Origin of the sequence: Oricola nitratireducens (assembly GCF_014904745.1) — a bacterium.
Lineage (GTDB): Bacteria > Pseudomonadota > Alphaproteobacteria > Rhizobiales > Rhizobiaceae > Oricola > Oricola nitratireducens.
The window spans coordinates 420,503-446,726 of sequence record NZ_JACZCS010000001.1 but is presented as its reverse complement, the minus strand read 5'-3'; the positions used below and the strand labels follow the sequence as shown (position 1 = coordinate 446,726).

The 26,224-nt window shown below is 63.1% G+C and carries 31 protein-coding genes and 1 pseudogene; 10 read left to right on the top strand and 22 right to left on the bottom strand.

Features of this window, described 5'->3' with window-relative positions:
• Positions 1 to 148: 148 nt before the first annotated feature.
• Positions 149 to 796, bottom strand: a complete 648-nt coding sequence (gene msrA / locus IG169_RS02215; protein ID WP_193174499.1) for a peptide-methionine (S)-S-oxide reductase MsrA — start codon at positions 794 to 796, stop codon at positions 149 to 151.
• A gap of 176 nt (positions 797 to 972) precedes the next feature.
• On the opposite strand from msrA, the gene IG169_RS02210 reads away from it, so the two are divergent.
• Both IG169_RS02210 and IG169_RS02205 read left to right on the top strand, forming a co-directional pair.
• A complete protein-coding gene (locus IG169_RS02210; protein ID WP_193174498.1) occupies positions 973 to 1,398 on the top strand; it encodes an OsmC family protein in 426 nt (141 codons plus the stop codon).
• A 143-nt stretch (positions 1,399 to 1,541) separates the two neighbouring features.
• Positions 1,542 to 2,675: a Leu/Phe/Val dehydrogenase gene (locus tag IG169_RS02205; protein WP_193174497.1), complete on the top strand. Its 1,134-nt coding sequence runs from the start codon at positions 1,542 to 1,544 to the stop codon at positions 2,673 to 2,675.
• A gap of 22 nt (positions 2,676 to 2,697) precedes the next feature.
• On the opposite strand, the gene IG169_RS02200 is transcribed toward IG169_RS02205, so the two are convergent.
• The 3 genes from IG169_RS02200 to IG169_RS02190 form a co-directional block, all read right to left on the bottom strand.
• Positions 2,698 to 3,042, bottom strand: a complete 345-nt coding sequence (locus tag IG169_RS02200) for a carboxymuconolactone decarboxylase family protein (protein ID WP_193174496.1) — start codon at positions 3,040 to 3,042, stop codon at positions 2,698 to 2,700.
• A gap of 140 nt (positions 3,043 to 3,182) precedes the next feature.
• Entirely contained in the window at positions 3,183 to 3,866 is a 684-nt protein-coding gene (locus IG169_RS02195; protein WP_193174495.1) for a hypothetical protein, read from the bottom strand.
• A 262-nt stretch (positions 3,867 to 4,128) separates the two neighbouring features.
• Entirely contained in the window at positions 4,129 to 4,785 is a 657-nt protein-coding gene (locus IG169_RS02190; RefSeq protein ID WP_193174494.1) for a TetR/AcrR family transcriptional regulator, read from the bottom strand.
• 264 nt (positions 4,786 to 5,049) lie between these two features.
• Between IG169_RS02190 and IG169_RS02185 the strand changes: the two genes are divergently transcribed.
• Positions 5,050 to 5,706 (top strand): transglycosylase domain-containing protein, encoded by a 657-nt coding sequence (locus IG169_RS02185; protein WP_193174493.1) that lies wholly within the window; start codon positions 5,050 to 5,052, stop codon positions 5,704 to 5,706.
• Positions 5,707 to 5,709: 3 nt separating this feature from the next.
• Here IG169_RS02185 and IG169_RS02180 read toward each other — a convergent pair.
• Positions 5,710 to 6,039: pseudogene (locus IG169_RS02180) on the bottom strand (4Fe-4S dicluster domain-containing protein); the annotation flags it as partial.
• Between the two features lie 104 nt (positions 6,040 to 6,143).
• On the opposite strand from IG169_RS02180, the gene IG169_RS02175 reads away from it, so the two are divergent.
• Positions 6,144 to 6,794 (top strand): hypothetical protein, encoded by a 651-nt coding sequence (locus IG169_RS02175; protein ID WP_193174492.1) that lies wholly within the window; start codon positions 6,144 to 6,146, stop codon positions 6,792 to 6,794.
• A 379-nt stretch (positions 6,795 to 7,173) separates the two neighbouring features.
• Here the strand turns inward: IG169_RS02175 and IG169_RS02170 are convergent, their stop codons facing one another.
• The 6 genes from IG169_RS02170 to IG169_RS24310 form a co-directional block, all read right to left on the bottom strand.
• Positions 7,174 to 7,953 carry a succinate dehydrogenase iron-sulfur subunit gene (locus tag IG169_RS02170; RefSeq protein WP_193174491.1) on the bottom strand — a complete coding sequence of 260 codons (780 nt, stop codon included), beginning with the start codon at positions 7,951 to 7,953 and terminating at the stop codon, positions 7,174 to 7,176.
• 11 nt (positions 7,954 to 7,964) lie between these two features.
• On the bottom strand, positions 7,965 to 9,800 hold the full coding sequence (gene sdhA, locus IG169_RS02165) for a succinate dehydrogenase flavoprotein subunit (protein WP_193174490.1): 1,836 nt from the start codon (positions 9,798 to 9,800) through the stop codon (positions 7,965 to 7,967).
• 45 nt (positions 9,801 to 9,845) lie between these two features.
• Entirely contained in the window at positions 9,846 to 10,226 is a 381-nt protein-coding gene (sdhD, locus tag IG169_RS02160) for a succinate dehydrogenase, hydrophobic membrane anchor protein (RefSeq protein WP_193174489.1), read from the bottom strand.
• A gap of 14 nt (positions 10,227 to 10,240) precedes the next feature.
• Positions 10,241 to 10,645, bottom strand: a complete 405-nt coding sequence (sdhC, locus tag IG169_RS02155; protein WP_193174488.1) for a succinate dehydrogenase, cytochrome b556 subunit — start codon at positions 10,643 to 10,645, stop codon at positions 10,241 to 10,243.
• 231 nt (positions 10,646 to 10,876) lie between these two features.
• A complete protein-coding gene (locus IG169_RS24180; protein ID WP_281435886.1) occupies positions 10,877 to 10,999 on the bottom strand; it encodes a hypothetical protein in 123 nt (40 codons plus the stop codon).
• A 234-nt stretch (positions 11,000 to 11,233) separates the two neighbouring features.
• Positions 11,234 to 12,370: a diguanylate cyclase domain-containing protein gene (locus IG169_RS24310; protein ID WP_193174487.1), complete on the bottom strand. Its 1,137-nt coding sequence runs from the start codon at positions 12,368 to 12,370 to the stop codon at positions 11,234 to 11,236.
• Between the two features lie 262 nt (positions 12,371 to 12,632).
• Here IG169_RS24310 and IG169_RS02145 point away from each other — a divergent pair, with 262 nt between their 5' ends.
• Positions 12,633 to 13,580: an AEC family transporter gene (locus IG169_RS02145; RefSeq protein ID WP_193174486.1), complete on the top strand. Its 948-nt coding sequence runs from the start codon at positions 12,633 to 12,635 to the stop codon at positions 13,578 to 13,580.
• A 51-nt stretch (positions 13,581 to 13,631) separates the two neighbouring features.
• On the opposite strand, the gene leuC is transcribed toward IG169_RS02145, so the two are convergent.
• From leuC to rplS, 8 genes are all read right to left on the bottom strand, one after another.
• Positions 13,632 to 15,038, bottom strand: coding sequence for a 3-isopropylmalate dehydratase large subunit (gene leuC, locus IG169_RS02140; protein ID WP_193174485.1), 1,407 nt, complete (start codon positions 15,036 to 15,038; stop codon positions 13,632 to 13,634).
• A 246-nt stretch (positions 15,039 to 15,284) separates the two neighbouring features.
• The gene (locus IG169_RS02135; protein ID WP_193174484.1) at positions 15,285 to 15,560 is read right to left on the bottom strand and encodes a hypothetical protein; all 276 of its coding nucleotides are present in this window, start codon (positions 15,558 to 15,560) and stop codon (positions 15,285 to 15,287) included.
• 101 nt (positions 15,561 to 15,661) lie between these two features.
• Complete coding sequence (locus IG169_RS02130) at positions 15,662 to 16,477, bottom strand: amino acid ABC transporter permease (RefSeq protein ID WP_193174483.1); 816 nt, start codon at positions 16,475 to 16,477, stop codon at positions 15,662 to 15,664.
• Positions 16,478 to 16,544: 67 nt separating this feature from the next.
• Entirely contained in the window at positions 16,545 to 17,342 is a 798-nt protein-coding gene (locus tag IG169_RS02125) for a basic amino acid ABC transporter substrate-binding protein (protein ID WP_193174482.1), read from the bottom strand.
• Between the two features lie 126 nt (positions 17,343 to 17,468).
• A complete protein-coding gene (locus IG169_RS02120) occupies positions 17,469 to 18,497 on the bottom strand; it encodes a hypothetical protein (protein ID WP_193174481.1) in 1,029 nt (342 codons plus the stop codon).
• Complete coding sequence (locus IG169_RS02115) at positions 18,494 to 19,117, bottom strand: cytochrome b N-terminal domain-containing protein (protein WP_193174480.1); 624 nt, start codon at positions 19,115 to 19,117, stop codon at positions 18,494 to 18,496. Before IG169_RS02115 ends, IG169_RS02120 begins: the two co-directional genes overlap by 4 nt.
• Positions 19,114 to 19,302, bottom strand: a complete 189-nt coding sequence (locus tag IG169_RS02110; RefSeq protein ID WP_193174479.1) for a hypothetical protein — start codon at positions 19,300 to 19,302, stop codon at positions 19,114 to 19,116. The genes IG169_RS02115 and IG169_RS02110 overlap by 4 nt, the downstream gene beginning before the upstream one ends.
• A 327-nt stretch (positions 19,303 to 19,629) precedes the next feature.
• Entirely contained in the window at positions 19,630 to 20,163 is a 534-nt protein-coding gene (rplS, locus tag IG169_RS02105; RefSeq protein ID WP_193174478.1) for a 50S ribosomal protein L19, read from the bottom strand.
• 294 nt (positions 20,164 to 20,457) lie between these two features.
• Here rplS and IG169_RS02100 point away from each other — a divergent pair, with 294 nt between their 5' ends.
• Positions 20,458 to 21,201 (top strand): sulfite exporter TauE/SafE family protein, encoded by a 744-nt coding sequence (locus IG169_RS02100; protein WP_193174477.1) that lies wholly within the window; start codon positions 20,458 to 20,460, stop codon positions 21,199 to 21,201.
• Between the two features lie 18 nt (positions 21,202 to 21,219).
• On the opposite strand, the gene trmD is transcribed toward IG169_RS02100, so the two are convergent.
• Positions 21,220 to 21,903 carry a tRNA (guanosine(37)-N1)-methyltransferase TrmD gene (trmD, locus tag IG169_RS02095; protein WP_193174476.1) on the bottom strand — a complete coding sequence of 228 codons (684 nt, stop codon included), beginning with the start codon at positions 21,901 to 21,903 and terminating at the stop codon, positions 21,220 to 21,222.
• A complete protein-coding gene (gene rimM / locus IG169_RS02090; protein WP_193174475.1) occupies positions 21,900 to 22,466 on the bottom strand; it encodes a ribosome maturation factor RimM in 567 nt (188 codons plus the stop codon). Before rimM ends, trmD begins: the two co-directional genes overlap by 4 nt.
• A gap of 106 nt (positions 22,467 to 22,572) precedes the next feature.
• On the opposite strand from rimM, the gene IG169_RS02085 reads away from it, so the two are divergent.
• The 4 genes from IG169_RS02085 to IG169_RS02070 all read left to right on the top strand — a co-directional run bounded on the left by IG169_RS02085 (position 22,573) and on the right by IG169_RS02070 (position 25,311).
• Positions 22,573 to 23,520: a tyrosine recombinase XerC gene (locus tag IG169_RS02085; RefSeq protein ID WP_193174474.1), complete on the top strand. Its 948-nt coding sequence runs from the start codon at positions 22,573 to 22,575 to the stop codon at positions 23,518 to 23,520.
• A gap of 61 nt (positions 23,521 to 23,581) precedes the next feature.
• Positions 23,582 to 24,667 (top strand): TraB/GumN family protein, encoded by a 1,086-nt coding sequence (locus IG169_RS02080; protein WP_246717056.1) that lies wholly within the window; start codon positions 23,582 to 23,584, stop codon positions 24,665 to 24,667.
• Between the two features lie 103 nt (positions 24,668 to 24,770).
• A complete protein-coding gene (locus IG169_RS02075) occupies positions 24,771 to 24,968 on the top strand; it encodes a hypothetical protein (protein ID WP_193174473.1) in 198 nt (65 codons plus the stop codon).
• Between the two features lie 142 nt (positions 24,969 to 25,110).
• Positions 25,111 to 25,311 carry a hypothetical protein gene (locus tag IG169_RS02070; protein WP_193174472.1) on the top strand — a complete coding sequence of 67 codons (201 nt, stop codon included), beginning with the start codon at positions 25,111 to 25,113 and terminating at the stop codon, positions 25,309 to 25,311.
• Positions 25,312 to 25,333: 22 nt separating this feature from the next.
• Here IG169_RS02070 and IG169_RS02065 read toward each other — a convergent pair whose 3' ends face one another.
• The gene (locus IG169_RS02065) at positions 25,334 to 26,152 is read right to left on the bottom strand and encodes a MipA/OmpV family protein (RefSeq protein ID WP_193174471.1); all 819 of its coding nucleotides are present in this window, start codon (positions 26,150 to 26,152) and stop codon (positions 25,334 to 25,336) included.
• Positions 26,153 to 26,224 lie beyond the last annotated feature (72 nt).

Sequence of the window (26,224 nt, the reverse complement as noted above, 5' to 3'; positions counted from 1 at the left end):
GTGTCCGGTGGGCGTCAGCCGTCCTCTCACCGATTTGTGTAGCGATAGTATGACACATCAGCGCAAGTTTGAAGTGCCGCACTGCCGCATAACGTGTCGCGGCCCGATTTTCAAAGTATTAATAGGCCTTTACGTCAAGAGCAGGTTCTTACATGCCGGCCTTGTGCACACCCTTGTAGGCCTGGTCGCCCCAAACCTCGTGAACCCGCTGATCGCGGCCGCAGCCTTTCCGGTACCCCTTGTAGGCGCTTGCCCGCGTTACATAGCCGAAACGCGTCAACTGCCGGACCTGGCTCTTGTAATAGTTCTGGTGATAGTCCTCCGCTTTCCAGAAAGTCGCAGGTCCTTCCACTTCCGTAACGACTTTTTGGCCCAGTTGCCTTTCGGCGTCCGCGACCGCCTCGCGGGCGATTGCCGCTTCCTCGCCATTGGCGGCGTGGATGGCGGTGGTGTAGCTGTGGCCGCGGTCGCAGAACTGGCCGCCGGGGTCGGTCGGGTCGATCGTGCGCAGAAACGTCGTCACCAGGGTGCGGTAATCGGTCCTGGTGTCGTCGTAGTCAACTTTGACGACTTCGCGGTGATTTCCGTGATTTCGGTAGGTCGGGTTCTGCATCTCGCCGCCGGCGTAGCCCGAGGTCGTGGCGACGACGCCGTCGACATGGTCGAAATCGCTCTCGACGCACCAGAAACAGCCGCCGGCGACAACAAGGGACTTTGTCTCGGCATCCGCGGGAAGCGGCACAAGCGAGGCTGCAAGGAGGACGGACGCGAGGGCAGCTGGTTTCAGGCGGGTCATGACGGATCCTTTTCTGGAGCGTACCGTCATTTGAAACCACAAGCCGCCGCGCGAGCCCAATCAGTTTTGAACACGGTTGCGTGAGGAACGACTCTCGACCGATCCCCTTGATTTGGAAATTCCGCGCCGCAGGTATTGCGCGTGGGCGAGCGAACAGCCCGGCATGGAGGACAATCATGAAAAGGCACGCAACCGCAATCTGGACCGGCGACCTGCAGAACGGGCGCGGCAACGTCTCGACGCAAAGCGGCGTCCTGAAGGAAAAGCGCTACGATTTCCGCAGCCGCTTCGAGGACGAGGACGGAACCTCGGGCACGAATCCCGAGGAGCTGATCGCCGCGGCCCATGCCGGCTGCTTCGCCATGCAGCTTTCCCACTTCCTGGCCGAGAACGGCACGCCCGCCGACGAGTTGAAGGCGACCGCGACCGTCGAGGTCAAACCCGGCGAAGGCATCAAGGGCTCGGCACTGGTGCTCGAAGCGACCGTGCCCGGTATCGATTCGGCGAAGTTCGAGGAACTGGCCAACAAGGCGAAGGCCGAATGTCCCGTTTCCGGGGCGCTGGCCGCCATAACGATTACGCTGGACGCGAAACTGGTCTGACCGGCGAAAACGCCTCGGGGCAATTTTGTTTCGGCGCAGCGGCCTGGAAAATGCGGAATCTGACGCGCAGGCACCCGAGATAACAACCATATGTCTCGGCTTTGGCGGTATCATTTCTCCACATTTCGTGAGGAGACGCCGCCATGCCCGAGCGCATTCGTAAAACCGTTGAAGCGGTCCCTTCCGCGTCACTTTCTATCCGCGACATCACGGACGAGGCCCGCAATCTGGCCGATTTTGCGGCTCATGAGCGCATCGTGCTCGGAGAAGACCGGCAACGCGGCCTGACCGCCATTGTCGCGATCCACTCGACGGTTCTCGGCCCCGCGCTCGGCGGTACCCGGATCTGGCCCTTCCCGACGCGCGGGGACGCGCTCACCGACGTGCTTCGCCTGTCGCACGGCATGACGCTGAAAGCGGCCATCTCCGAACTGCCGCTTGGCGGCGGCAAGGCTGTGATCGTCGCCGATCCGCGCACCGGCAAGACCCCGCAGATGCTGGAAGCCTATACGGAGATGCTGGCAACGCTGACGGAGAGCTTCATCACCGCGGAAGACGTCGGGATGACCCTCGACGACGCGGACTTCCTGCGCGCCCGCACGCCGAACGTCACCGGCACCTCCATCGGCGGCAGCGGCAACCCCTCGCCGATCACCGCCGAAGGCGTCTTTCTCGGCCTCAAGACCGCAGTGCAACGCCGGTTCGGCTCGGATACGCTCGACGGCCTGCGCATCGCCGTTCAGGGCCTCGGCGCGGTCGGCTGGTCGCTGTGCGAGAAGCTCCATGCTGCCGGGGCGAAACTCGTCGTGACCGATATCGACACCAGGCGCGTCGAAGCCGCGGTGACCGAATTCGGCGCCCGCAAGACCGCTCCGGACGCGATCCTGACCGCCGATGCCGATGTCTTCGCGCCCTGCGCGCTCGGCGGCGTCCTGTCGGAACAGACAATCCCCGGCCTGAAGGCAACCGTCGTCGCCGGATCGGCGAACAACCAGCTGGCGCGGCCGCAAGACGCCAAGCGCCTCAAGAGCCGCGGCATTCTCTATGCGCCCGACTACCTGATCAATGCCGGCGGGCTGATCAACGTCGCCGCCGAACTCGCGCCCGGCGGCTACGACCGCGACGCAGCCTTCGCGAAGGTCCGCGAGATCCCGGTCACGCTCACCCGCATTTTCGACCGCGCGGAGGAAACCGGCGCGACGACAGGCGAAGTCGCCCGGACGATCGCCGAGGAACGCATCGCCGCCGCGCTGCGCAAGCGCCAGGCCGCCGCCTGAGCCCGTCAGGCACAGGCCTGTTTCAGTCCGGCAGCGCGTCGAACACGCTGAGCGCCTCGGCCCCGTAGATCATCGACGGTCCGCCGCCCATATAGAGCGCCACCGCGATGGTATCGATCACCTCCTCGCGCGTCGCACCATGTTTCTTCGCCGCCTTGGCATGGAAGGCGAGGCAGCCGTCGCAGCGTGCCGTGATCCCGATGGCGAGCGCCATCAGTTCCTTGGTCCTGGAATCGAGCGCGCCGGGCGCGATCGCCGCTTGCGCCAGCTGACCGAAGCCTTTCGAGGGCTCCGGCATCGCCTTGCGCAATTCCGCCATGCGCTTGTTGGTCTGGTCGGTGAATGCAATCCAGTCGGTCTCGGCCATCGGTATTCCCTTTGCTGTTTCGGCTTGTCCTACGGCGGATTGGCGGATGGCGGTTTGATTAGCGTCAAGCGCGCGCGCCAACGCCGCCGCGGGCTTCCCTGCCCCGGCCTGAAACGCCTCGCTGCCGTGTCCCCGACGGCTCACGATGTATCCAGCCGCTCCAGATCCAGCGCCAACGCGTGGCATTCGCGCAGGACATCGTCGACTTCGTGAAAGGCCCGCTTGCGGCGCCCCGGCGGATAACCGGGGCGCATTGGCGAGAAATATTTGGAGCGATTGAAACCGAGATCGCGCTTCGCTTTCCAGCGCGCGAGGCGTTTCGCCTGGCTGTCGAGATCGTCGAGCGCGCGCTTCAGCGTGTGCAACCGGCGGCCGACCCGTGCGGCGTCGATCTCGTCGTCGGGCGAGGGTAACCAGTCGTCGGGGATCGGGCGCGGTTCGGAAACGCCAATGACGCTGATGCGCGGGAAGGACCGGGCGCGGCGTCTCCGCGGGCGGACATCGAAACGCTTCCGGGGATCGATGAGCGGGAGCGCCGGGATGGTGGCATCAGTTTTGCCTGTGGTGTTGGTTGTTGTTGTGGTGGATGTTGTGGTGGCGGGCCGGCGCGGTTTCACAACCACCACAACATCGCGTGCGGCGATCATCACAAGCCGCCGGACGGCGGCCTCGGCCGGGCGCAGGATGCGCAGGACGGCATTGCGCAGATGGCGCGGTAGGGTGGCCACTGTTTCGCCCTCGGCCAGACCGGCCATGGCGAACAGCATCGCGACGATGCGCGAAAGCGCCGCGCGGTTGCGTTCGATCACCCGTTCCCAGTTCATGCCCGCTGTTTGTCCCACCGTTACGCCCCTCGCCTTTTCCTTCGTGAGCGGCAGGCCGCTGTCCGATACCCATCGCCGGCAGGCCCCTGTGCGCAAACAGGGTACTGGCGGTTGGGAAAAGGTGGAAAAGCCGGGGACCGGGAAAGCGCCGATGACCGTGGAACCGCCGGGTTCGGCTCGCCTTTTCGTCCCGGGCGTTAAAAAACGCGCGCGATCTATCCATCTTCACGACAAAGGACCCAAGGCAGTACTTGAGAAGGCATTACGCGATGCGGGCGCAGGGCGAATAGGGCGGAAGCGCGGCCATTATCGTGCGGATCGCGGCGCGTATGCGCGCCTCGCGTTCCTCCAATGTCTCGCCGGAAAGGCCGAGCAGGACGCGCGGCATGTCCGCTCCGGCGATACGGTCCAGAAAGATCGAGGCGAGCCTGCGGCGTTCGCCCGCGTCGAGAGGGCGGGTTTCCTCGCAATACGACAGAAAGCCAAAGAGCAGGGTCTCCTGCGTGGTAACGAGGCCATTCCAGACCATCCCGGCGATATCCGGGAAGCGTTTCGTCTCTGTCATGACCGCGCGCAGCAGCGCGATCGTTTCGGCGCTCCGAAGCCGCGTGAGGTGCCGCAGGGCGAAGGCGTGCAGCGCAGCCTCGAAGGGCAACACAAACCAGGCGGCGGCATCGTTCCGGGCCGTCTCGGCAGCGGCGGCCGCGGCGCGGCCGACCACCGCGCGAAACAAGTCCGCTTTGTCGTCGGCATGGCGGTAAAGCGTCATGATCGACACCCCGGCGGCCGCGGCGACAGCCTCCATCGTGGTCGAGTCATAGCCCTTTGCCAGGAATTGCGCATGCGCGGCATCAAGGATGGCGACGCGCTTGCGCGCCATGAGCTTCGCCTTGGGGTGATCCGCAAGCCACTGTTTCATCTGGAATTTCACTTACCACGATACGAGAGCCTATCGAATCGTACCGGCGATACAAGACGATAGGCTTCGTTCTCATACGTGGCATGAGAACCGGACCGCAACCATGCCGAAGACAGGCGCCACCACGCTCGATCAAAAATCGGGGGAAAACGAAAACGATGCCGGAGTGAAAATGGTCCGCCCAAGTTCCACCACTCTTCGCCGCATAGATCCGGGGCTAAAAACGCATATTCCGTCACATCGTCTTCGGGATCAGATCGACGCATGAAACGTTTTCTGAAAGCTGTCGCGTTCGCCGTCGTGCTGGTAATCGCCGCAGCGCTGGTCTACGGGGGCAAGGGCTATTTCGACGCGGTTGGCGATGCGGACGCTCTCCGGCAACGCGCCGACAGGCTGATCGCCGCCGGGCACGGCGGACACGACCTTGGACAAGATCGCCTCGCCGATCTGCTGAAAGTGCAGGACCCGGCCTTTTTCGATCACCGCGGCGTCGACTTTCGAAGCCCCGGCGCCGGTCTCACCACGATCTCGCAGTCGGCGTCCAAGCGGCTGGCCTTCGAGAATTTCCGACCGGGCGTCGGCAAGATCCGGCAAACCGGTTATGCACTCGGGCTGGAGGCGCGCCTGGAAAAGAGCCAGATCCTGGCGCTTTGGCTCGATACGCTGGAAATGGGACGCGGGCCGGACGGCTGGATGACAGGATTTTTCGAGGCATCCGAGACGATTTTCGGGCAATCGCCGGCCAATATCGACCACGAACAGTTCCTCGAACTTGTCGCAGTCATGATCGCACCGGGCAAATATGATCTGCGCGGAGAGGATCCGGCGTTGCGTGAAAGAGTGTCGCGGATCGCCCGTCTCGTGGAGGGACAATGCGCGCCGCTCGATCACGGCGACGTCTGGCTGGAAGGCTGCCGCTAGGCCCTATACCCGCCGCTCGACCATCATCTTCTTGATTTCGGCGATCGCCTTGGCCGGGTTCAGGCCCTTCGGGCAGGCCTGGGTGCAGTTCATGATCGTGTGGCAGCGATAGAGCCGGAACGGGTTTTCGAGATTGTCGAGCCGCTCGCCGGTCGCCTCGTCGCGGCTGTCGATCAGCCAGCGATAGGCCTGCAGCAGTGCGGCGGGGCCGAGATATCAGCCGCCGTTCCACCAGTAGGACGGGCACGACGTCGAGCAGCAGGCGCACAGGATGCACTCGTAGAGCCCGTCGAGCTTGGCGCGGTCTTCGTGCGACTGGCGCCATTCCTTTTCCTGTTTCTCGCGATTAGTCTTGCGCTTCTCCGGCGTCTTTTTCAGCATCCGCCGGAGGCGTTTCGTTGAACTTTTTTTCGTCTGTGGTCTTATCGGTATCCACCATGAATAAAAAAGCCCTCGATAAAGCAGCAAGTCGGCTGAGAGTGGCCGAAAAAGCCCTTTCCGAGCTAACGGTAACAGACGATTTCCGTGCGTTCACCGACAATTGGTACGTCTTTCTGACATCAGCCAAGAATGTCTACACATCATTGGAGCAAGGGGCAAAAAGCAACCCTAAATCTCGACAATGGTTTGGCGCAAAGAAGGCCGAACGAAAATCGGATGCCCTACTTCAATATCTATTCCAGGCAAGAGACGACGAAGAGCACGGCCTAGAGACATCAATCGCTTACGTTCCGGAGCGCCATGAAATTGGCGTTACGAAGGATGGATATTCAAATGAAATGAACATCGAGCTAGGACCGTCCTTCAACATAATAGTCAAGAACGCGACCAAAGCCGCTGCTACATTTGAGGGGGCCCCACCACCTCCGGGAGCAAAGGTCACACCGCTCGACAATAAGCCGGTCTTAACAAAAAGAACGCCATCAGAAATCGCGCTCAAAAGCGTAACCGGTCGCGGGAATATCACCTATCAGCCTCCCAGAGAGCATCTCGGAAAACCACTTTCTGACACGTCTCCAATAGCCGTGGCAAAGCTCGGTCTCTGCTATTTGCATGATCTCTTGAAAGAAGCATCAGCGTTAGCATAATCCACGGCACGGAATATGCCCTCTGCTGGCGCACTCACTCATCCGACCAGCCAAGCCCAACAATTTCAGGTGAAGCCGGCTTGGATGGGAAAGGGTGCACGCGAGTTCCGCGACCTCCCCTTAGTGGGGAGGGGTGGGCGTACAGCGACGGGCTCCCGCACAATCCAACACGAACAATCGCTGAAACGCTGGCGACGGCGACGGAAGATCGACTTGATCAAATCCGTGAATCCCGAGTGGAGCGGATTTTATCGGGATGGGATGGCGACCGTTCTGTATCGTCGCACCGGAAATGTGCGTCACGGAATGGGTCCTCGGGTCAAGCCCGAGGATGACGACCTTGTTAGACCGCCCACCAAATAACCAACGTCGAGTAACGCTATACTCGCCGTTCGACCATCATCTTCTTGATTTCGGCGATTGCTTTCGCCGGGTTCAGGCCCTTCGGGCAGGCCTGGGTGCAGTTCATGATGGTGTGGCAGCGATAGAGCCGGAACGGGTCTTCCAGGTTGTCGAGCCGGTCGCCGGTCGCTTCATCGCGGCTGTCGATCAGCCAGCGATAGGCCTGCAGCAGCGCGGCGGGGCCGAGATAGCGGTCGCCGTTCCACCAGTAGGACGGGCACGACGTCGAGCAGCAGGCGCAAAGAATGCACTCATAGAGGCCGTCGAGCTTGGCGCGGTCTTCGTGCGACTGCTTCCATTCCTTTTCCGGCGCCGGCGTCTTGGTTTCCAGCCATGGTTCGATCGAGGCGTGCTGGGCATAGAACTGCGTCAGGTCCGGCACCAGGTCCTTGACCACCGGCATGTGCGGCAGCGGATAGACCTTGACCGCGCCGTCGATCTCGTCGGTGCCCTTGGTGCAGGCCAGCGTGTTGGTGCCATCGATATTCATCGCGCAGGAACCGCAAATCCCCTCGCGGCAGGAGCGGCGCAGCGTCAGCGTCGGATCGAGATTGTCCTTGATCCACAACAGCCCGTCGAGGACCATCGGGCCGCAATCGTCCGCATCGACGTAATAGGTGTCGATCGACGGGTTCTTCCCGTCATCCGGGCTCCAGCGATAGATCTTGTATTCGCGCAGATTGGTCGCGCCCTCGGGCTTCGGCCAGACCTTGCCCGCATTGACCTTGGAGTTTTTCGGGAGTGCGAGTTCAACCATTCCTGCAGTCCTCAGTAAACGCGTGCTTTCGGCGCGATCTTCTTGATGTCGATGCCCTCGGCGATCAGGTCGGTGTGCACCGGCCGGTAATCGAGCGAGACCTTGCCGTCTTCGGAGACCCAGGCCAGCGTGTGCTTGCGCCAGTTCTCGTCGTCGCGGCCGCCCAGCGGGCCTTCCGCATAGTCCTCGCGGGCGTGCGAACCGCGGCTTTCCTTGCGCGCTTCGGCGCCATGGACCGTGGTCGTGGCGCAGGCCATCAGGTTTTCCAGTTCCAGCGTCTCGACCAGATCGGAGTTCCAGATCATCGACCGGTCGGTCACCTTGAGATCGGAGAGTTCGCCCCAGATTTCCGTGATGCGCTTGCAGCCCTGCTCGAGCGATTCCTGTGTGCGGAAGACGGCGGCGTCTTCCTGCATGGCGCGCTGCATCTTTTCGCGCAGCACCGCCGTCGGCGTCGAGCCGCTGGCGTGGCGTAGCCGGTCGAAGCGGTCCATGATCTTTTCGCAGGCGGCCTCGTTGACGTCCGGGATCGCCGCTTCGCGGTCGATCACCTCGCCGGCGCGGATCGCCGCGGCTCGGCCGAAGACCACGAGGTCGATCAGCGAGTTGGAGCCGAGCCGGTTGGCGCCGTGCACGGAAGCGCAGCCCGCCTCGCCGACGGCCATCAGGCCGGGAGCGACGGCATCGGGATTGTCCTTGGTCGGGTTCAGCACCTCGCCCCAGTAATTCGTCGGAATGCCGCCCATGTTGTAGTGGACGGTCGGCAGTACCGGGATCGGCTCCTTGGTGACGTCGACGCCGGAGAAGATCTTCGCCGACTCCGAAATGCCGGGGAGACGCTCCGCCAGGACGGCCGGATCGAGATGGTCGAGATGCAGGAAGATGTGGTCCTTGTTCTTGCCGACGCCGCGGCCTTCGCGGATCTCGATCGTCATGCAGCGCGAAACGACGTCGCGCGACGCGAGGTCCTTGGCTGACGGCGCGTAGCGCTCCATGAAGCGCTCGCCCTCGGAATTGACCAGATAGCCGCCCTCGCCGCGCGCGCCCTCGGTGATCAGGCAGCCCGCGCCATAGATGCCGGTCGGGTGGAACTGCACGAACTCCATGTCCTGCAGGGGCAAGCCCGCACGCGCGATCATGCCGTTGCCGTCACCGGTGCAGGTATGCGCCGAGGTGCAGGAGAAAAAGGCGCGGCCGTAACCGCCGGTCGCCAGCACCACCATCTTCGCCGAGAAGCGGTGGATGGTGCCGTCGTCGAGGTTCCAAGCGACGACGCCGGTGCAGCGGCCGTCTTCGTCCATGATCAGGTCGAGCGCGAAATACTCGATGAAGAACTGCGCCTTGTGCTTGACCGACTGGCCGTAGAGCGTGTGCAGGATAGCGTGGCCGGTGCGGTCGGCTGCCGCGCAGGTGCGCTGCACGGGCGGGCCGTCGCCGTAATTCTGCATGTGGCCGCCGAACGGGCGCTGGTAGATCTTGCCGTCCTCGGTACGCGAAAACGGCACGCCGTAATGCTCGAGCTCGTAGACCGCCTTCGGCGCTTCCATGGCGAGATACTGCATGGCGTCGGTGTCGCCGAGCCAGTCGGAGCCCTTCACCGTGTCGTACATGTGCCACTGCCAGCAATCGGGCGTCATGTTGGTCAGCGAGGCGGCGATGCCGCCCTGCGCCGCGACCGTATGCGAGCGCGTCGGGAAGACCTTGGTGATGCAGGCCGTGCGCAAGCCCTGTTCGGCCATGCCGAGCGTGGCGCGCAGGCCGGCGCCGCCCGCGCCCACGACGACCACATCGAACTTGTGGTCCTCGGTGCGGTAGGCAGACCCTGCTTTCGGAGCGTCAGTGTTCATCGGTATCGTTCCCCGGAATGCGGACCGGATCTCGCGGCGCTGGTCTCAGCCCGCAAAACCCAGTTTCAGGATTGCAAAGACGGCGAGCGCGCCGACAACAAAGGTGAAAAACACATTGGCGATCAGGGCCGCGAATTTCGCGCCCTCGCCATGCACATAGTCCTCGATGATTACCTGCATGCCGAGCTTGGCATGGTAGAGACCGCTCACCACGGTCAGGAGCAGGATCACCGCGACCAGCGGATTGCCGAGCGTGGCGCGCACCTCTTCGTAGGGGGCGCCGATGCACGACGCTATGATCCACACGAAACCGATCAACAGCGGCACGTTGGCCACCGCGGTCAGGCGCTGGCGCCAGAAATGCTCGGTGCCGTCCTTGGCCGAACCGAGGCCCTCGGCGCGTTTATAGGGGGTCAGAATCGACATCTCTTCCTCCTGCCTCAGCGCGCGACGGCGCCGACGATCCAGATCACCAGCGTCAGCGCGACCGAGGCCGTGATCGTCGCGTAGGCAAGCCTGGTGGCGGTGTGCTTTTCGAACAGATAGCCCATGTCCCACACGAAATGGCGCAATCCGCCCAGCATGTGGTGGATCAGCGCCCATGTGTAGCCGAACAGCACCAAGATGCCGAACCACGAGCCGAAGAAGCCGCTGACGAAATCGAAATAGCCCGGCCCGCTGGCCGCCGCGATCAGCCACCAGGCGACCAGCAACGTGCCGAAATAGAGCGCCGCGCCGGTGATTCGGTGCACGATCGACATGGCCATGGTCGGGATCAGCTTGTAGATTTGCAGATGCGGCGACAGCGGCCGGTTTGTCTTGCTCGCGGGACTGGAAGCGCTCACGTTCAGGCTGCTCCTCGTTTGGATTACGGGCGTATGCGTCGCGGGGACGTACCCGTTAATAGGCTGGCTTGACCGCCGCGTCAAAGGATCGCACCGGCTTCACCGTCTTCCCTTAATGGGATTTGGGTGCAATGCAACACCGCACCCGATATTCAATCGATTGGAATGTCGCTCGATCCCGAAAAACTGCACCGGTCTTTTTCAAATGCCTGATTTGGAAAGCGAAACCGCTCACCGGCGGCATTCGAGGGGAACCTCGCCCGACACGAACCATGTCGCGTCACGGCCTTCGAGAATCAGCGCGTAAATACCCTCCGAATAGCGCGTCGACTGGCCCGCCGGGCTGGCCGGCATGGTCGTTTCGAAGCCGCGGCTGTCGACGACGCTCGCGCTCGAACCCGAACGGGTGACCGACAGCGTCGCGTCGTGGGAACACCGGTAACTGGCCTGGCGGACGGGAGAGCTTGTGGAAACCTGGGAGCCCGGGCCAACGCACCCCGCGAGAACGGCAGTAAAAACAAGCGGAAACAGGGTACGGAACTTTGTCATGATTCGGTGATACGCTTGGCAAATGTAACGGACAAGCCGCTAGGCGACTGCCCATTCGTCGCCGTGCTCGTGAACGCCCGACCGATGGATGCAGACACGGTTCCGGCCTTCCCGCTTGGCGCGGTACAGCGCCAAATCGGCAAGGCGGCCGACCTCGGATATCTTTTGGCCCTGCCGCCACTCGGCGATGCCGAAACTCGCCGTGACGCTGTCGCCGCCGAGACGCTCGTGCCGCTGCGATTCGAACACCGCGCGCACCGTTTCCGCATAGAGCCGGCCGCCGGCGACATCGGAATTGGTGATAACGATCATGAATTCCTCGCCGCCCCAGCGCACGACGAAATCGCTGTCGCGCGCCGCCCCCTGGAGAATGCGGGCGAATCGCGACAGGATCGCATCGCCGGCATCGTGGCCATGGCGGTCGTTGACCGATTTGAAATGGTCGATGTCCGCCATGACGACCGCATGGCAGTGACCCTCGACGCTCGGGCCTTCGTAAAGCGCCGCGATACGGCTGTCGAAACCGCGCCGGTTGAGAACGCCGGTCAGCGGATCGGTTTCGCTGGTCCGGGTCAGCCGGGTCACGATTTCCATGCTGAAAATGACGAACAGGCTAAACGCAAGCGCCAGCGCGACGATCGAAACCGAAAAATGCACCAACAACGCCAACACCGAATTCGGATAATTCGCCTGCGTCAGCGACGGGCCTTCGAAAAATACGATAAAAGCGCCGCGACAGACGAGTTGTATCGCGCTCATGACGATGATCGCCTGTAGAACCCGGTCGATCCTCCGGGTCATGTCGCGGTGAAGGGAAAACGCGGTATACACCATCATCGCGAAGACACCGGCATGCATCACTACCGTGCGGGCGACGATGTCGTCCTTGCCGAAGCGATACCAGCTGACAAGCGCCAACATTGCCGCGCCTGTCAGCCAGAGTGCCTTCCAGGGCGCCCGGCCGCGATAGAACAGGAATGTCGCACCGCAAAAGAACAGGGCCATGCTGATATAGAAGGGGCTGGTGGCATAGATCTCGACGACCGGCGACATCAGCGGGCGCAGGAAATCCCCCACGAAGGCGCATGCGCCCAGGAAATATGACAGCGCGAAGAACTGCAGCGCTCTAACATCGCGCGCATAGTGCCACAGGACGGTAAAACCGACTGAAAACACCAGAAAGATCAATGGACTGATCAGTTGGAAAAGGGATTGCCCTTGCACCGCCGCACCTTGTTTCGTTCCCCGGCAGAATGCCGGTGATGCATTGGCGCGGACGATAGACGCACGAGTTTGATTTCAGGTTAATCCGCCCGGCCGATTTTCCCGCGCCGCGTAATTTTCCCGAAACAGGCCTCGCGCACGCACGAACGCTCGAAAGCCGATGAATCGGTCCGATCCACTTCCGCAACCGCAAAATCCGCTCTAAAGCGGAGTGATGCTCACCATTCTCGTCACCGTCGCACCGGTCTTCCTGCTCATAGCCACCGGCTGGGGCGCGGTGCGGTCCGGCTACCTGCCGGCTTCCATCGCCGACGCGCTCAACGGTTTCGCGGTGAAGCTCGCCGTGCCGGTACTGCTGTTTCGCGCGCTCGCGCGGCTCGATTTCCACGGCGCCTTCTCGGTGCCGATGCTGGTCAGTTTTTATACCGGCGCATTCGTCTGTTTCGCGGTCGGCATTCTCCTGGCGCGCCAGGTCTTTAGCCGCAGGCCCGGCGAGGCGGTCGCCGTCGGTTTTTCCGCGACGTTTTCGAATTCGGTCCTGCTCGGCGTCGCCATTGTCGAACGCTCCTTCGGAACCGCGCCGCTGACGCCCGCCTTCGGCATCATCGCCTTCCACGCGCCGGTTCTTTACGCCGTCGGCATCGTCACCATGGAACTGATGCGCCGCGACGGCCGCAAACTTTCCGAGACATTTGCCGTCGCCGGGCGCTCGATCGTCGTCAATCCGCTGATGATCGGCATCCTCGCCGGCGCGGCGCTCAACCTGTCGGGCTTCAGCCTGCCCGAACCGGTCATGGCGGCAGTCGACATGATCGCTTCGGCGGCCATTCCGGTGGCCCTCGTCGGCATCGGCGCGGCGATGACGCGCTACCGGATGCGCGCCGATCTCGCCGAAAGCGGCATGGTGGCGGCACTGTCGCTGCTGCTGCATCCGCTGATCGCGTTCACGCTGTCGCATTTCGTCTTCGACCTGCCACCCGACATGGTGCGCGCCGCGACGCTGTTGGCGGCGATGCCGCCCGGCATGAACATCTACGTCTTCGCGGTGATGTACGACCGCGCGGTCAGCCTCGCGGCCTCGGCCTTCCTGCTGGCGACGACGCTCGCCGTTGCCACGGTCTCCGTCTGGCTATATGTGCTGCACCACATGGTACCCGGCTGAACCGAAAACGGCGCCCGAAGGCGCCGCTGATTCAGTTGGTATCGCAATATGTTAGAGCTTGCGCACGTCCACAAAGTGGCCTGCGATCGCGGCGGCCGCGGCCATCGCCGGCGAGACCAGATGCGTGCGGCCCTTAAAGCCCTGGCGGCCCTCGAAATTGCGGTTCGAGGTCGACGCGCAGCGTTCGCCCGGCGCCAATCGGTCGTCGTTCATCGCGAGGCACATCGAACAGCCCGGCTCGCGCCATTCAAAACCGGCTTCCAGGAAGATCTTGTCGAGGCCTTCCTTCTCGGCCTGTTCCTTCACCAGGCCTGAGCCCGGCACGATCATGGCGCTGACGGTCGGCGCGACTTTCTTGCCCTCGACGATCTTCGCCACTTCGCGCAAATCCTCGATACGGCCATTGGTGCAGGAGCCGATGAAGACCCGGTCGATCGCGATGTCGGTCATCCTGGTGCCCGGTTTCAGGCCCATATATTCCAGCGCACGCCATTTCGAGGCGCGCTTGTTGGCATCCTCGATATCGTCCGGGTTCGGCACCACGCCCTCGATGGAGACGACATCCTCCGGCGAGGAACCCCAGGTGACGATCGGCGGCAAATTGGCGGCGTCGAGAGTGACCACCTTGTCGAAATGCGCGCCCTCGTCGCTCTTCAGCGTCTTCCAGTATTCGAGCGCCATGTCCCAGGCCTCGCCCTTGGGCGCGCGCGGCTTGTCCTTGATATATTCGAAGGTCGTTTCGTCCGGCGCGATCAGGCCGGCGCGCGCTCCGCCCTCGATGGTCATGTTGCAGACCGTCATGCGGCCTTCCATCGACAGAGCGCGGATCGCCTCGCCTGCGAATTCGATCACGTAGCCGGTGCCGCCCGCCGTGCCAATATGACCGATGATGGCGAGAATGATATCCTTCGCCGTCACGCCGTCCGGCAGTTTGCCGTCCACCTGGACGAGCATGTTCTTGGCCTTCCTCTGGATCAGCGTCTGGGTGGCGAGCACATGCTCGACCTCCGACGTGCCGATGCCGTGCGCCAGCGCGCCGAAGGCGCCATGCGTCGAGGTGTGGCTGTCCCCGCAGACGATGGTCATGCCCGGCAGGGTGAAACCCTGTTCGGGCCCGACGATGTGCACGATGCCCTGGCGCTTGTCCTTCTCGGAATAGTATTCCACGCCGAAATCGGCGGCGTTTTTCGCCAGCGCCTCGACCTGGATACGGCTCTCCTCGTTCTTGATGCCCTCGACCCTGTCCGGGGTCGTCGGCACGTTGTGATCGACGACGGCCAGAGTCTTTTGCGGGGCATGCACCTGCCGGTGCGCCATGCGCAGGCCCTCGAAGGCCTGCGGGCTCGTCACCTCGTGCACGAGGTGGCGGTCGATATAGAGCAGCGATGTGCCGTCCTCGGCGGTGTCGACCATATGGTCGTCCCAGATCTTGTCGTAGAGGGTACGGGGTGCGGTCATTGTCCTGGTGTCCGTGATAAGCTGTCGAAATTGGCGGAACCGGCTCAAGGCCGGGAGCGGATGATGCTCAGAGAAGTCGGTTCAGCGCCGACACCGCGACGCGGGCATGAAAGCGCGAAGGCAGGCGTTTTCTGTCCTGCAGAACGAATGCCTCGCATTCCATATGTCCGAAATTCTTCCTCACGGCGCGCTCTTACCAACTTTCCCGGTCATGGGCAATCTGGCGACGCGCCTCCCGACCGGCCTCTACCGGCCCATGTCCATCTGCAACTCGAAATAGCGGCGCTGCTCTTCAGGCACGACATTGAGATTGGTGCGCCCGGCGCGAACGTCGTCGAAAAGCTGCTCCTCGGCGCGCTGGTCCAGCGAAAAGCTCGGATTGAGCTGCGGCGTGAGAATGCGGTCATAGAGACGGCCGGAGGTAATGGCGTTCAGCCGCGCGCCACCCCTGCTGGTGCCGTCGCCCGCGGCGGCCGGCGCAGCGATGAAAAGCGCGAGGGCGATCAGGACGAGTTTGCGCATGTCGGTCTCCAAATGGACGGTCGGGTTATGTCGTCGGTCAGATAGTGTTCCGCCGACACATAGTCAAAAGGCGGCGAAAGCGTGACCTGCGCGCGGCGCGGTCAGCCGCGCTCCTCGGCACGGCGCATGCGCTTTTCCAGCCGCCGCAGCCCGATCGAAAGCCCGATCGTCAGGATAAGGTAGATATAGGCGACGATGGAATAGGTTTCAAAGAAGCGGAAGGATCCCGCCGCATAGACCTTGCCCATCTGGGTGATGTCGGCGACGCCGAGAACCGAGACCAGCGAGGAATCCTTGACCATGGCGACGAAGTCGTTGCCGAGCGGCGGCAAGATGGTGCGGACCGCCTGCGGAAAGACGATCAGCCGGAAGCGCTGCCAGCGGTTCAGGCCGAGCGCCTCGGCGGCCTCGATCTGGCCCTCGTCGACAGCGAGAATGCCTGCCCGGAATACCTCCGCGATGAAGGCCGAATAACCGATGGTCAACGCCAGGACAGCGCGCCACAGAAGAGAGAGGTCGCGTACCAGCATTTCGCCCATGATGCCCGCCGCCTGCAGCGGCTGGGTGACGAAATTGATCAGCCAGACGAGGCCGGGCGCGCCGACGAAGGCGATGTAGAACAAGAGCACCAGAATCGGCACGCCACGGATCACCTCGACATAGAAGCGCGAGATCTGGCGCAGGACCAGCGATCCCGAAAGCCCCATCAAGGCGATCAACAGGCCGAACGCCGAGGCGAACGCGAAACCGACAAGCGTCACGAAAATGGTGATCCGCACGCCCTTGGCGACGGTGACGAAGACCTGCGTGTAGAGATCGTTCGCCGCGATCACCACGGCCAGGGTCACGCCGATGACACCGAGCGTCACCAGCCACCAGGGAAAATCGTTCTCGCCGTTGCGGCCGTCAGACGCCAAGGCCGCCCTCCCGCGCGCCGCCGGCTGTCTCGACGGCGCGAGGCATGGTCATTGGTGACATCCGGAACTATTCGCCGAACTTGTAGTCCAGGAACCATTTCTTGTTCAGCGCGTCGATCGTTCCGTCGGCTTTCAGCGCGGCGATTGCCGCATTAACCGGCGCGACGAGATCGGAACCCTTCGGAAAGATGAAGCCGAAATCCTCCGAGCCGAGCGGATCGCCGATCAGTTTCAGGCCGCCGTCCGAAGCCGCGACATAGCCCTTGCCGGCGGTGCCGTCGGTCAGCACCATGTCCACGTCGCCGGTCTTCAGCGCCTGCACGGTGGCGCCGAAGGTCTCGAACAGCTTGATGCGCGGATTCTGCTCATTGCCGTCCAGCACGTCATAGACGGCGGTATAGAACGGCGTCGTGCCCGGCTGCGCGCCAATCAGCAGATTTTCGTCGGCGGCGAAACTCTTCGCGTCGGTGAACCGGTTTTCGTCGCCGCGCACCAGCATGAATTGTTCCGAGCGCATATAGGGATCGGAGAAATCGACCTTTTGCTTGCGTTCGTCATTGATGGTGATACCGGTCATGCCGATGTCGTACTGCCCGTCGGATACGGCCTGGATCATCGCGTCCCAGGAGGTGTTCTGGTACTCAACGGCGAAATTCAGCCGCTTGGCGATCTCGTTCACCGCGTCATATTCCCATCCGATCTGGTCGCCGGTCTTCGGATCGATGAACTGCAGCGGCGGATAGGCGTTTTCGGTGACCACCACCACCTTGCGGCCGGCGAGATCGGGCAGATCCTGCGCGGATGCGGCAACGGATGAAAGAACGAGAGTGGCGCACGCGCCGAGAACGAAACGTCGCGAAATCATGAAAGCCTCCTTTTTGTTCGACGAAGACCGCCCGCCGGACATTTCCCGAGAGTGGCAGCAAATTTGCCGTCGGATCAAGACATGATCCGCTCGGGACAAGAGAACCTGCTATGCGTCGTGATCCGCTCAGCCTGGTTTAGTTGACGGAAATTGCCCTCGGTCTGAATCGAAGCCTGAGTTGGCCGGGTCCCGCGTCGGATCGCCAGAAGGGTATTTGGCATACCAGTCACGCCAGATAAGCCGGTAGACCGGGATGATATAGGGCAACCGATTCAGCCCGGGCACGAACGGCAGGAAGAACAGGATCAGTCCGAAAGCCGCTATGATCATTCCCGCGATCAGGTCGGCGGCGTCGGCATTGCCGATCGCAGGGATCTGATAGAGGAAAGCGTAAGGCCACAGCCACCACGCACCCGGATAGGGTCCTGCGACATGCGACATACCCCATTGGCCGCCCTGCTCGTCGAAGTGGTCGGCGACGGTGCCCATGATCCGGTCGCCGCCCAGATAATAGAGTGGAAGCGTGAAGTCGGTGTTGTAGGGAGCGTAGTTCGGATTCGCGCCCTGGACCAGCGCCCCTTCCAGCAGGCCGGCCTGGGCGAGCTTCAGCATCCCGTTCATCAGCGTCGGTACCGGACCGTAGTCACCCGTCGCCAGGATCAACTTGCCATCCTTCGCCGTCGCCTTGCCGAGCGCGGCGCCATAGGCGTCGGTCCAGGCCTTTTGCTGCGCGGGCGTGGCCTTGTCATAGCTGTCAAGCGCGGTGGCGATGTCCGGGTTCAACACGGCCGCGCTCTTGAGCGGATTGATCACCAACGCCTGACGGAAGTCGGTCGGATGCGCAACGCCCGTCCAGCATGCTGGGCAGATCGGCCCGACCCGCTGGGCATTCTCACGGTCGCCGGTATAGGGCGGGCCATAAGTCTGCAGCCCGGACTGCCCGTCGAAATAGGACAGCGTACGCTCGGTGAAGGCCACGGGCGCGGTGATGGCGACCTGCTTCAACGTCAGCGGCGGGATTCGGGGAAAGCCCCAGACCGCCGAGAGCAGGATGACGACAATGGCTACTCCGGCGAGGATAAACAGTCCTTCGCGGATCATGTCGTACGGCTTCATAGGAATGCCGCGCATATATTTGTCGGAAAGCGCGCTCATCGCGCACTCTCCTCATTCTCGATGCGGACCTGACCGCCATCGACGATCGGACGCACCGGTCCCTCGCGGCGGATCAGGAAGAGATGCGCCGCGGCGAGCAACGCCACCATCAGCGCAAAGACGGCAATATGCAACGTCAGCAAACTGGCATAGTCGTTCCAGTTGAGCCAGCCGAGACCGAGCGCGGCGAAGGCGTCCTTGCCCTGCTGGGCGTTCCACTGGGAATCCCAGTTCTGCTGCAGCAGCGTGCCGCTGATTCCCGAAAAGATGCTGGCCGCAAAGATCAACCACCCGACTAGCCAGGTCCGCCAGCGTCCGTCGCGCCAGGCCGCGGTAAAGAACTTGAACAGGATGTGAAGGATAGCGGCGAGGTAGAACACTTCGACCGCCCAAAAATGCATAGCGTTGACGAAGGCCCCCAGGGACGACTCATGCCGCCAGGCCGGGCCGAAGATCGACATCCAGATACCTGTCATGAACAGCATCGCCAGCGCCGCCAAGGTTATGGTACCGAAGAAATAGCCAAACGAATTCACGTAAGCCGGCATTTTCGTCGGCAAAGCATCTTCGAGCGTCAGATTGCGTTTCAGGTAGGACTGAAGCCTTTGGTCGATGCTCATTTGTCTGCTCGGTGCTCGCGGGACCGGGCATCCGCCTCCATGAAAAACGGGATGCGGGCCCAGGCGAAGATGAAGAATAGGATGATCACCGCGACCCAGAAGGCGATGTTGGGCCATGCAAGATTGAACCAGCCGAACGCCACATGGGCGACGGCTGGCTGTTTGATGATCGCAAGATTTTCCATTGTTGGACCGCCTTTGGCCCGCTACGCACCGCATTCATAATACCGCTGCGGTAGCAGACCGTGATGAAGCTGACGCGACTGACCCAACCCCGCCAAAAATGACGCGGAGTCACGCATGTCAGGTAGAAGAGACTTATTTCGGCGCGTCAAATCGATCATTAAATTATGTCGATAGCGAGGTGACCGTTATCCAGCGCTTCGAAGCGCCTAGTTCAGGAGGCAGCGCACTTACCGAGGCGATGTAATCGCCAGCTCATCGGAGTATTCATAAGCAAAAAAGGCGGGCCAAAGACCCGCCTTTCGATCCCTGCGAGACGCAGAAAAGCTTTATGCGTTATCTGCCGGCGCTTCCGCTGCGGCGGCCTTTGCGGCTTCCGCCGCTTCCTCGGCCGCCTTCTCGGCGGCGAGTGCCTGCGCCGCGGCGACCTTCTCGGCCTCCAGACGCGCCTTCTCGTCGAGCATCTTCTGGCGCTCTTCGTCGTTCAGCTTGCGCGAACGGGCATTCGTATTCTCGACGATACGGGCCTTTTTGCCCGTCAGGCCGCGCATGTAATAGAGCTTCGCGCGCCGGACCTTGCCGCGGCGGACGATCTCGACGGCCTCGACCATCGGCGAAAACATCGGGAACACGCGTTCCACGCCTTCGCCGTAGGAAAGCTTGCGCACGGTGAAGTTCTCGTTGAAGCCGGCGCCGGAGCGCGCGATGCAGACGCCCTCATAGGCCTGCAGACGCGTACGCTTGCCTTCCGTGACGCGGACCTGGACGCGGACGGTGTCGCCGGGCGAGAAATCCGGGAAGGTGCGCTTTTCGAGAATCTTGGCGGCTTGCTCGATTTCGAGCTGGCGGATGATGTCCGTCATGTTGATATTCCTCTTGTTCTTTTGAACCGCCAGAGCGCTCTTAGAGGGCAGAAAGTGCAAGGACCGTCATGCCTGGCCATCAGGCCGGAGCGTATTCACGAGATCGTATTTGCTGTTGAGATCAGGACTTTTCGCCCGAATTCCGCGCGGGCATACATGAGAAAGCAGCGTTTGTCACCTCCCGAAGCCGATTTTTCGGACGATCACGCGAGACCGCGACGCCGCCTCTCTTGCGCGCGCACCGTCCGATCGGCTAGCCCGTAGCGGGGCGTTCGGCCCGACATGTTGGGCCCCATGACTTTTTTCGATTCCCTTTTGCTGTTTGCTGCCGGTTTCCTGGCCAGCGCCGTCAATGCCATTGCCGGCGGCGGCACGTTCCTCACCTTTGGCGCGATGACGCTGGTCGGCCTGCCGCCGATCGTCGCCAACGCGACCTCGTCCGTGACCCAGTTCCCGGGTTATGTGACATCGGCGCTGGCCTACCGCCAGGAAATCCGCAACGACCTGCGGGAGGCCTTGACGATTGGCGGGCTCTCGCTGGTCGGCGGCCTGGGCGGAGCGCTGATCCTGCTTTCGCTGTCGAACCCGACTTTCCGGCAGATCGTGCCGTGGCTGCTGCTCGGAGCTACAGTCCTGTTCGCCGCCGGGCCGTGGCTGAAGCCGAAACATCTCGGCCCCGATCACCGGATGGGGCCGGCCGGGCTCGCGGCACAGTTCGCGACCTCGGTCTATGGCGGGTTCTTCGGGGCCGGCATGGGCATCATGATGCTGGCGGTGCTCGGCCTTTCGAAGGGCGGCGACTATCACCGGTTGAACGCGATCAAGAATTTCGTCGCCGTGCTGATCGCCGCCATGGCAATCCTCGTCTTTTCCGGCGGCGGCGTTGTGGCCTGGCTTCCCGCCGCGATCATGATCCCGGCCGGCGCGCTCGGCGGCTATGCCGGGGTCTGGATGGCCAAGAGGGTGCCTCAATCCGTCGTCCGCATGGCGGTGATCGCCGTCGGGCTATTGCTGAGCTGGTATTACTTCGCGAAGTGACGTGCCGGACAGCAAGGATCACTCGCCAAGCAAGTCCGGCCGCCGCTCCTTCGTCAGCTTCTCCGCCTGCTCGCGCCGCCACTCGTCGATCTTCGCGTGATTGCCGGAGGTCAGCACCTCGGGGATGGTGCGGCCTTCCCATTCAGCGGGGCGGGTGTAGTGCGGATGTTCGAGGAGATTGCCCTCGAAGCTCTCCGTCTCGCCGGATTCCGCGTTACCCATGACGCCCGGCAGCAGTCGGATAATCGCGTCGAGCACGACCTGCGCGGCGAGTTCACCGCCCGACAGCACGTAATCGCCGATCGAGACCTCCTCGAGGTTCCGTCCTTCGATGACGCGCTGGTCGACACCCTCGAAACGGCCGCAGACGATGACCGCGCCGGGACCTGCCGCCAGATCGCGGACACGGGCCTGCGTCAGCGGTTTGCCGCGCGGACTCATCAGGAGGCGCGGACGCGGATCGTCTTCCTCCACACTGGCGTCGAGCGCCGCGGCGACGATGTCGGCGCGCATCACCATGCCGGCGCCGCCGCCCGCCGGCGTGTCGTCAACGCTGCGGTGCCTGTCGGTCGCGTAATCGCGGATCTGCACGGCATCGAGCGCCCAGTCGCCACGCGCCAGCGCCTTGCCGGCGAGCGCCTGCCCGAGCGTGCCCGGAAACATCTCCGGATAAAGCGTCAGCACCGTCGCCTTGAAGCTCATTCGTCTTCCTCGCCGCCCTCTTGGCCGCGCGCCTCGATCTCGCCCGGGCGGACCAGCGTCAGCCTGCCGGCGTCGAAATCGATCGCCGGCACGGTCTCGCGCGAGAACTCGACCAAGAAGGCCTGCTTGCGCGCCAGCCCGCCGCCGGGCGTCAGCGGTGCAATCTCCAGCAGGTCGCCAGCGCCGAAATTATGCACCGCGATCACCTCTCCGGTCTTCTCGCCGGCCTCGTCATGGACGGCGAGGCCGACCAGATCGGCGACGAAGAACTCGTCCTCGTCCAGCTCCTCGTCCGGCAGCTGGCTCCGGTCGACGAACAGCTCGACGCCGTTCAGCGCCTCGGCTTCGGTGCGGCCCTTCACCTGTTCGAAGCTGACGACGACGACATTCTTCTGCGGCCTTATGTCGGTCACGTCGAAGGCACGGCCCTGCGCATCGTAGAGCGTGCCGTAATCGCCAAGCGCCAGCGGATCGCCGGTATAGGGCTTCACGCGCAACTCGCCGCGCACGCCATGCGGCGCGCCGATCACGCCCATCAGGACCGGATTGTCCGGTTTTGTCATTCGCCACTCCAAAAAAGATGGTCCGCGATACAGGCTTTTCGGTCTTCCGCCAAGCGCGGCAATGCAAGCAATCGCCCGGTAACCATTGCCGGGCGATAATGGCGCCATGCCCGACACCGATGCGCCCCTCGTCAATGCAAAGCCCGACCTCGCCGCCGCCCGTAGCGCGTGGCTGGAACAATTGTCGAGCGAGCGCCGCCTATCGCCGAAGACGCTGGAAGCCTATGAGCGCGACACCCGCCAGTTCCTCACCTTTCTGACAGCGCATCTCGGCGGCGCGCCCGGCATCGCCGACGTCGCCGACCTGAAATCGCTCGATTTCCGCGCCTTCCTGACCAAACGCCGCGCCGCCGGCGCCGGCGCCCGCACGCTCGGGCGCGGACTGGCCGGTATCCGCTCCTTCATGCGCCATCTGGAGCGCAACGGCCTCGCCAATGCGGCGGCGGCGACCAGCCTGCGCGCGCCGCGCCAGCCGAAATCGCTGCCCAAGCCGCTGACCGCCGCCGACGCGCGCCGTGTCGTCGACGCGTCGGAACAATTGAACGGAGAGCCGTGGATCGCGGCGCGCAACGCCGCCGTCCTGACACTGCTCTATGGCTGTGGCCTGCGCATCGGCGAGGCGCTGGCGCTTTCCGGCGGCGCGCTGAAGGATCGCCGCGACAAGGCGCTTCGTGTCACCGGCAAGGGCAACAAGACACGGCTTGTGCCGTTGCTGCCGGTCGTCTTCGACGCCGTCGATCTCTACCGCCGCCTCTGTCCCTACGATCTTGCGGCCGATATGCCGCTCTTCCGCGGCGCGCGCGGCGGACCTCTGCAGGCTGCCGTCCTCCAGCGCGACATGCGGGCGCTGCGCGGCGCGCTCGGTCTCCCCGAAACCGCGACGCCGCATGCGCTGCGCCATTCCTTCGCCACCCACCTGCTCGGAAACGGCGGCGATCTGCGCACCATCCAGGAATTGCTCGGCCATGCCAGCCTGTCGACGACGCAGGTCTATACCGGCGTCGACACCGCCCGCCTGCTCGACGTCTACCGGAACGCCCATCCGCGCGCGTGAAAGCCCCAATTTCGCGCAGGCTCTTAACGGAATGGTCGCCATTTTGTGCGAGGTTGGCGCGATGAACCGCCTGTTTGACCGTATGGACCGCCTGTCCGGCCCCCTTCTCGGCGCGCTTGGCCTTGCCAACGCGCTGTTCGCGCTGAGCTTTCTGGCCGTGCTCTTCGTGGCAATGCAATCGCTGCCCGCGCACGCCGGCGAGACCTGCCGCGGCGAAAACGTGCTCGACCAAATGAAGCGCGACGACCCGGCAAGCTACAGGAAGTTGATGGACGAGGCCGCCGCGACGATCAACGGCGACACGCTGCTGTTCCGCATCGACAAGCCGGGCCTCGCGTCGTCCTGGCTGTTCGGAACCATGCATCTGACCGACGAGCGCGTCATCGACCTTCCGGTAAAGGCGAAACAGGCCTTCGAGGGCGCGGACACCGTCGCCATCGAATCGACCGAGATTCTCGACCCGGCCAAGGCGCAGATGGCGCTGTTTTCCAAGCCCGACCTGACAATGTTCACCGACGGCAAGGCGCTGTCGGACTACCTGACCGCCGAACAGCGTGACATTCTGAAGGACGGACTCGCCAAGCGTGGCATGCAACTCGCCCTTGTGGACCGCATGAAGCCCTGGCTGCTCACCGCCATGGTTGCGCTGCCGAAATGCGAGATGGACCGCAAGCAGGCCGGCGCGTCCTTCCTCGACCTCAAGCTGGCGCAGGATGCGCAGCGCGAGGGCAAGGACCTGAAGGGCCTGGAAACCATCGTCGAGCAGTTCGACGCCATGGCCTCCCTGCCGATGGAATTCCATGTCCGCGGCCTGATCGACACGATCGCGCTCGGCGACAAGATCGACGACGTCGTAGAAACGATGATCGAACTCTATGTGCAGGGCAGGACCGGCGCGGTCTGGCCGATGCTGCGCGCCGTCACGCCCGAGATGGAAAGCGACGAGGACCTCGCCGCCGGCTACGCCGCCTTCGAGGAAAAAATGGTCCATGTGCGCAACAGGACCATGCTGCAACGCGCCACGCCGCTGCTCGACAAGGGCGGCGGCGTCTTCATCGCCGTCGGCGCGCTGCACCTGCCCGGCGACAAGGGCCTCGCAAAGCTTCTCGCCGACGCCGGCTACACGGTCACGCCGGTCTACGAGTAGTCCGCGCGCGAATTTGTGATCACCTTTGCCCTTGGCGAAATCTTGCCGTTGCGTTAACTTTTAATTGTCCGGCCGGATCCGGACCAGGGAAAAGGAGAAGCGCATGTCTTGTAAAGCACTGGCCCTTGGCCTTGCCGCCGCGCTCTTCGTAACCGCCGGCGCATCCGCCTGCGGTTTTCATCAAACCGTGGCGGAAAGCAAAACACCGGTCGACTACACCAAGCTGAAGACAATGGATGTAGCGCAAATTCCGGTCGATGCTTGGCTCATTAAATACCTCGACGAGTGGCAAAAAGCCTGATCGCCGACTGATCTCCAAACAACTTCACGCCCGGCGTACCTCTGAGACGCCGGGTTTTTTCGTTTCGTCATGGCCGAAAAAGAGGATGGAACGCTTCGCGGCGCCCGTCGTTATCGCCCTGAAATCAAACAGGAGATGACACATGACAACGCAGGATCGTGAAACCCGGGTCGTCTACACCAACGGCACCGGCGCCGGCTGGTTCATCGCCATTCTTCTGCTGATCGTGCTCGCGGTCGGCGGCTTCTATCTCTATAATTCGGGTGCCTTCACCGACAGCAACGACGTCAACGTGACGATCGACGTGCCGGATGACATCATCCCGGCCTCGCCCGAACAATAACGGTTTTGGCGAACTCGCGCGCTTACCGGAAGTCGATCCGAAAACTGCGCACGAGACCCAGCCGGAAGCCGTACTGATCGCGGGAGCCGATGCCCGTCACGGGCGAATTCGAGGCATCCCCGATCAGGCGGTTGTAGCTGGCCGAACTTTCCACCGCCCAGTTGGGCGCAAAGTCGTACCGCAGCTTGGCCTCCGCGCCGACGGACTTGAAGCCCGGCCCGGCGTCGAACTGCGGCAGCCCGGACGCAACGGCTTCGGCAGCCGTGACGCTGAAATAGGTGTCCATATAGGCGCCGTCGGCGAACGATGCGCGCGGCCCCGCCGACAGCGTCAGCTTGTCCGCCGGCCGCATGATGAGATCCGCGCCGATTTCCCCGACAAATCCGTCATGTCCGGTCACCCCGCGGCGGATCTCGGAAAAGACCCTGAAACCGGGCGTCGTATAGGACGCGCCAAGACCGAGTTCGACGGCCGCGTCGACATCCGCAAGACCGGTCAGCGCCAGCGTGTCGGCGGCCTTGCGCGCGCCACGATAGGCGAACGAGGGATAGAAGGACAGGCCCATCCCGTCGCCGCCGCCGATCTGGAAACCGTTCGAGAAGGTCAGCCGCTTCAGGCGAAACGTCGGATAGGGGCTGAGGAGATAGTCGGACGATCCCTCGTAGCGTGGCGCGACCGCACCGCCGCCGCCGAGTTCGAACTCGATGCCGGGCGGGGAATCGCCCGCAAGCGACGGCGTAGCCAACAAGACGGCCGCGAGCGCGCCCGCGCCAAGCGTTCCGCTGAATTTAGACAGATTGATCAAATCGGTAAGTCCCTTCTCGCCGCATGCTCCTGGCACGATGCGACCATCCACGCCGTTCCGTCTACGGAAAAACCGTGAAGAGATTGTTCCCGTTTCCGCAACGGCGCG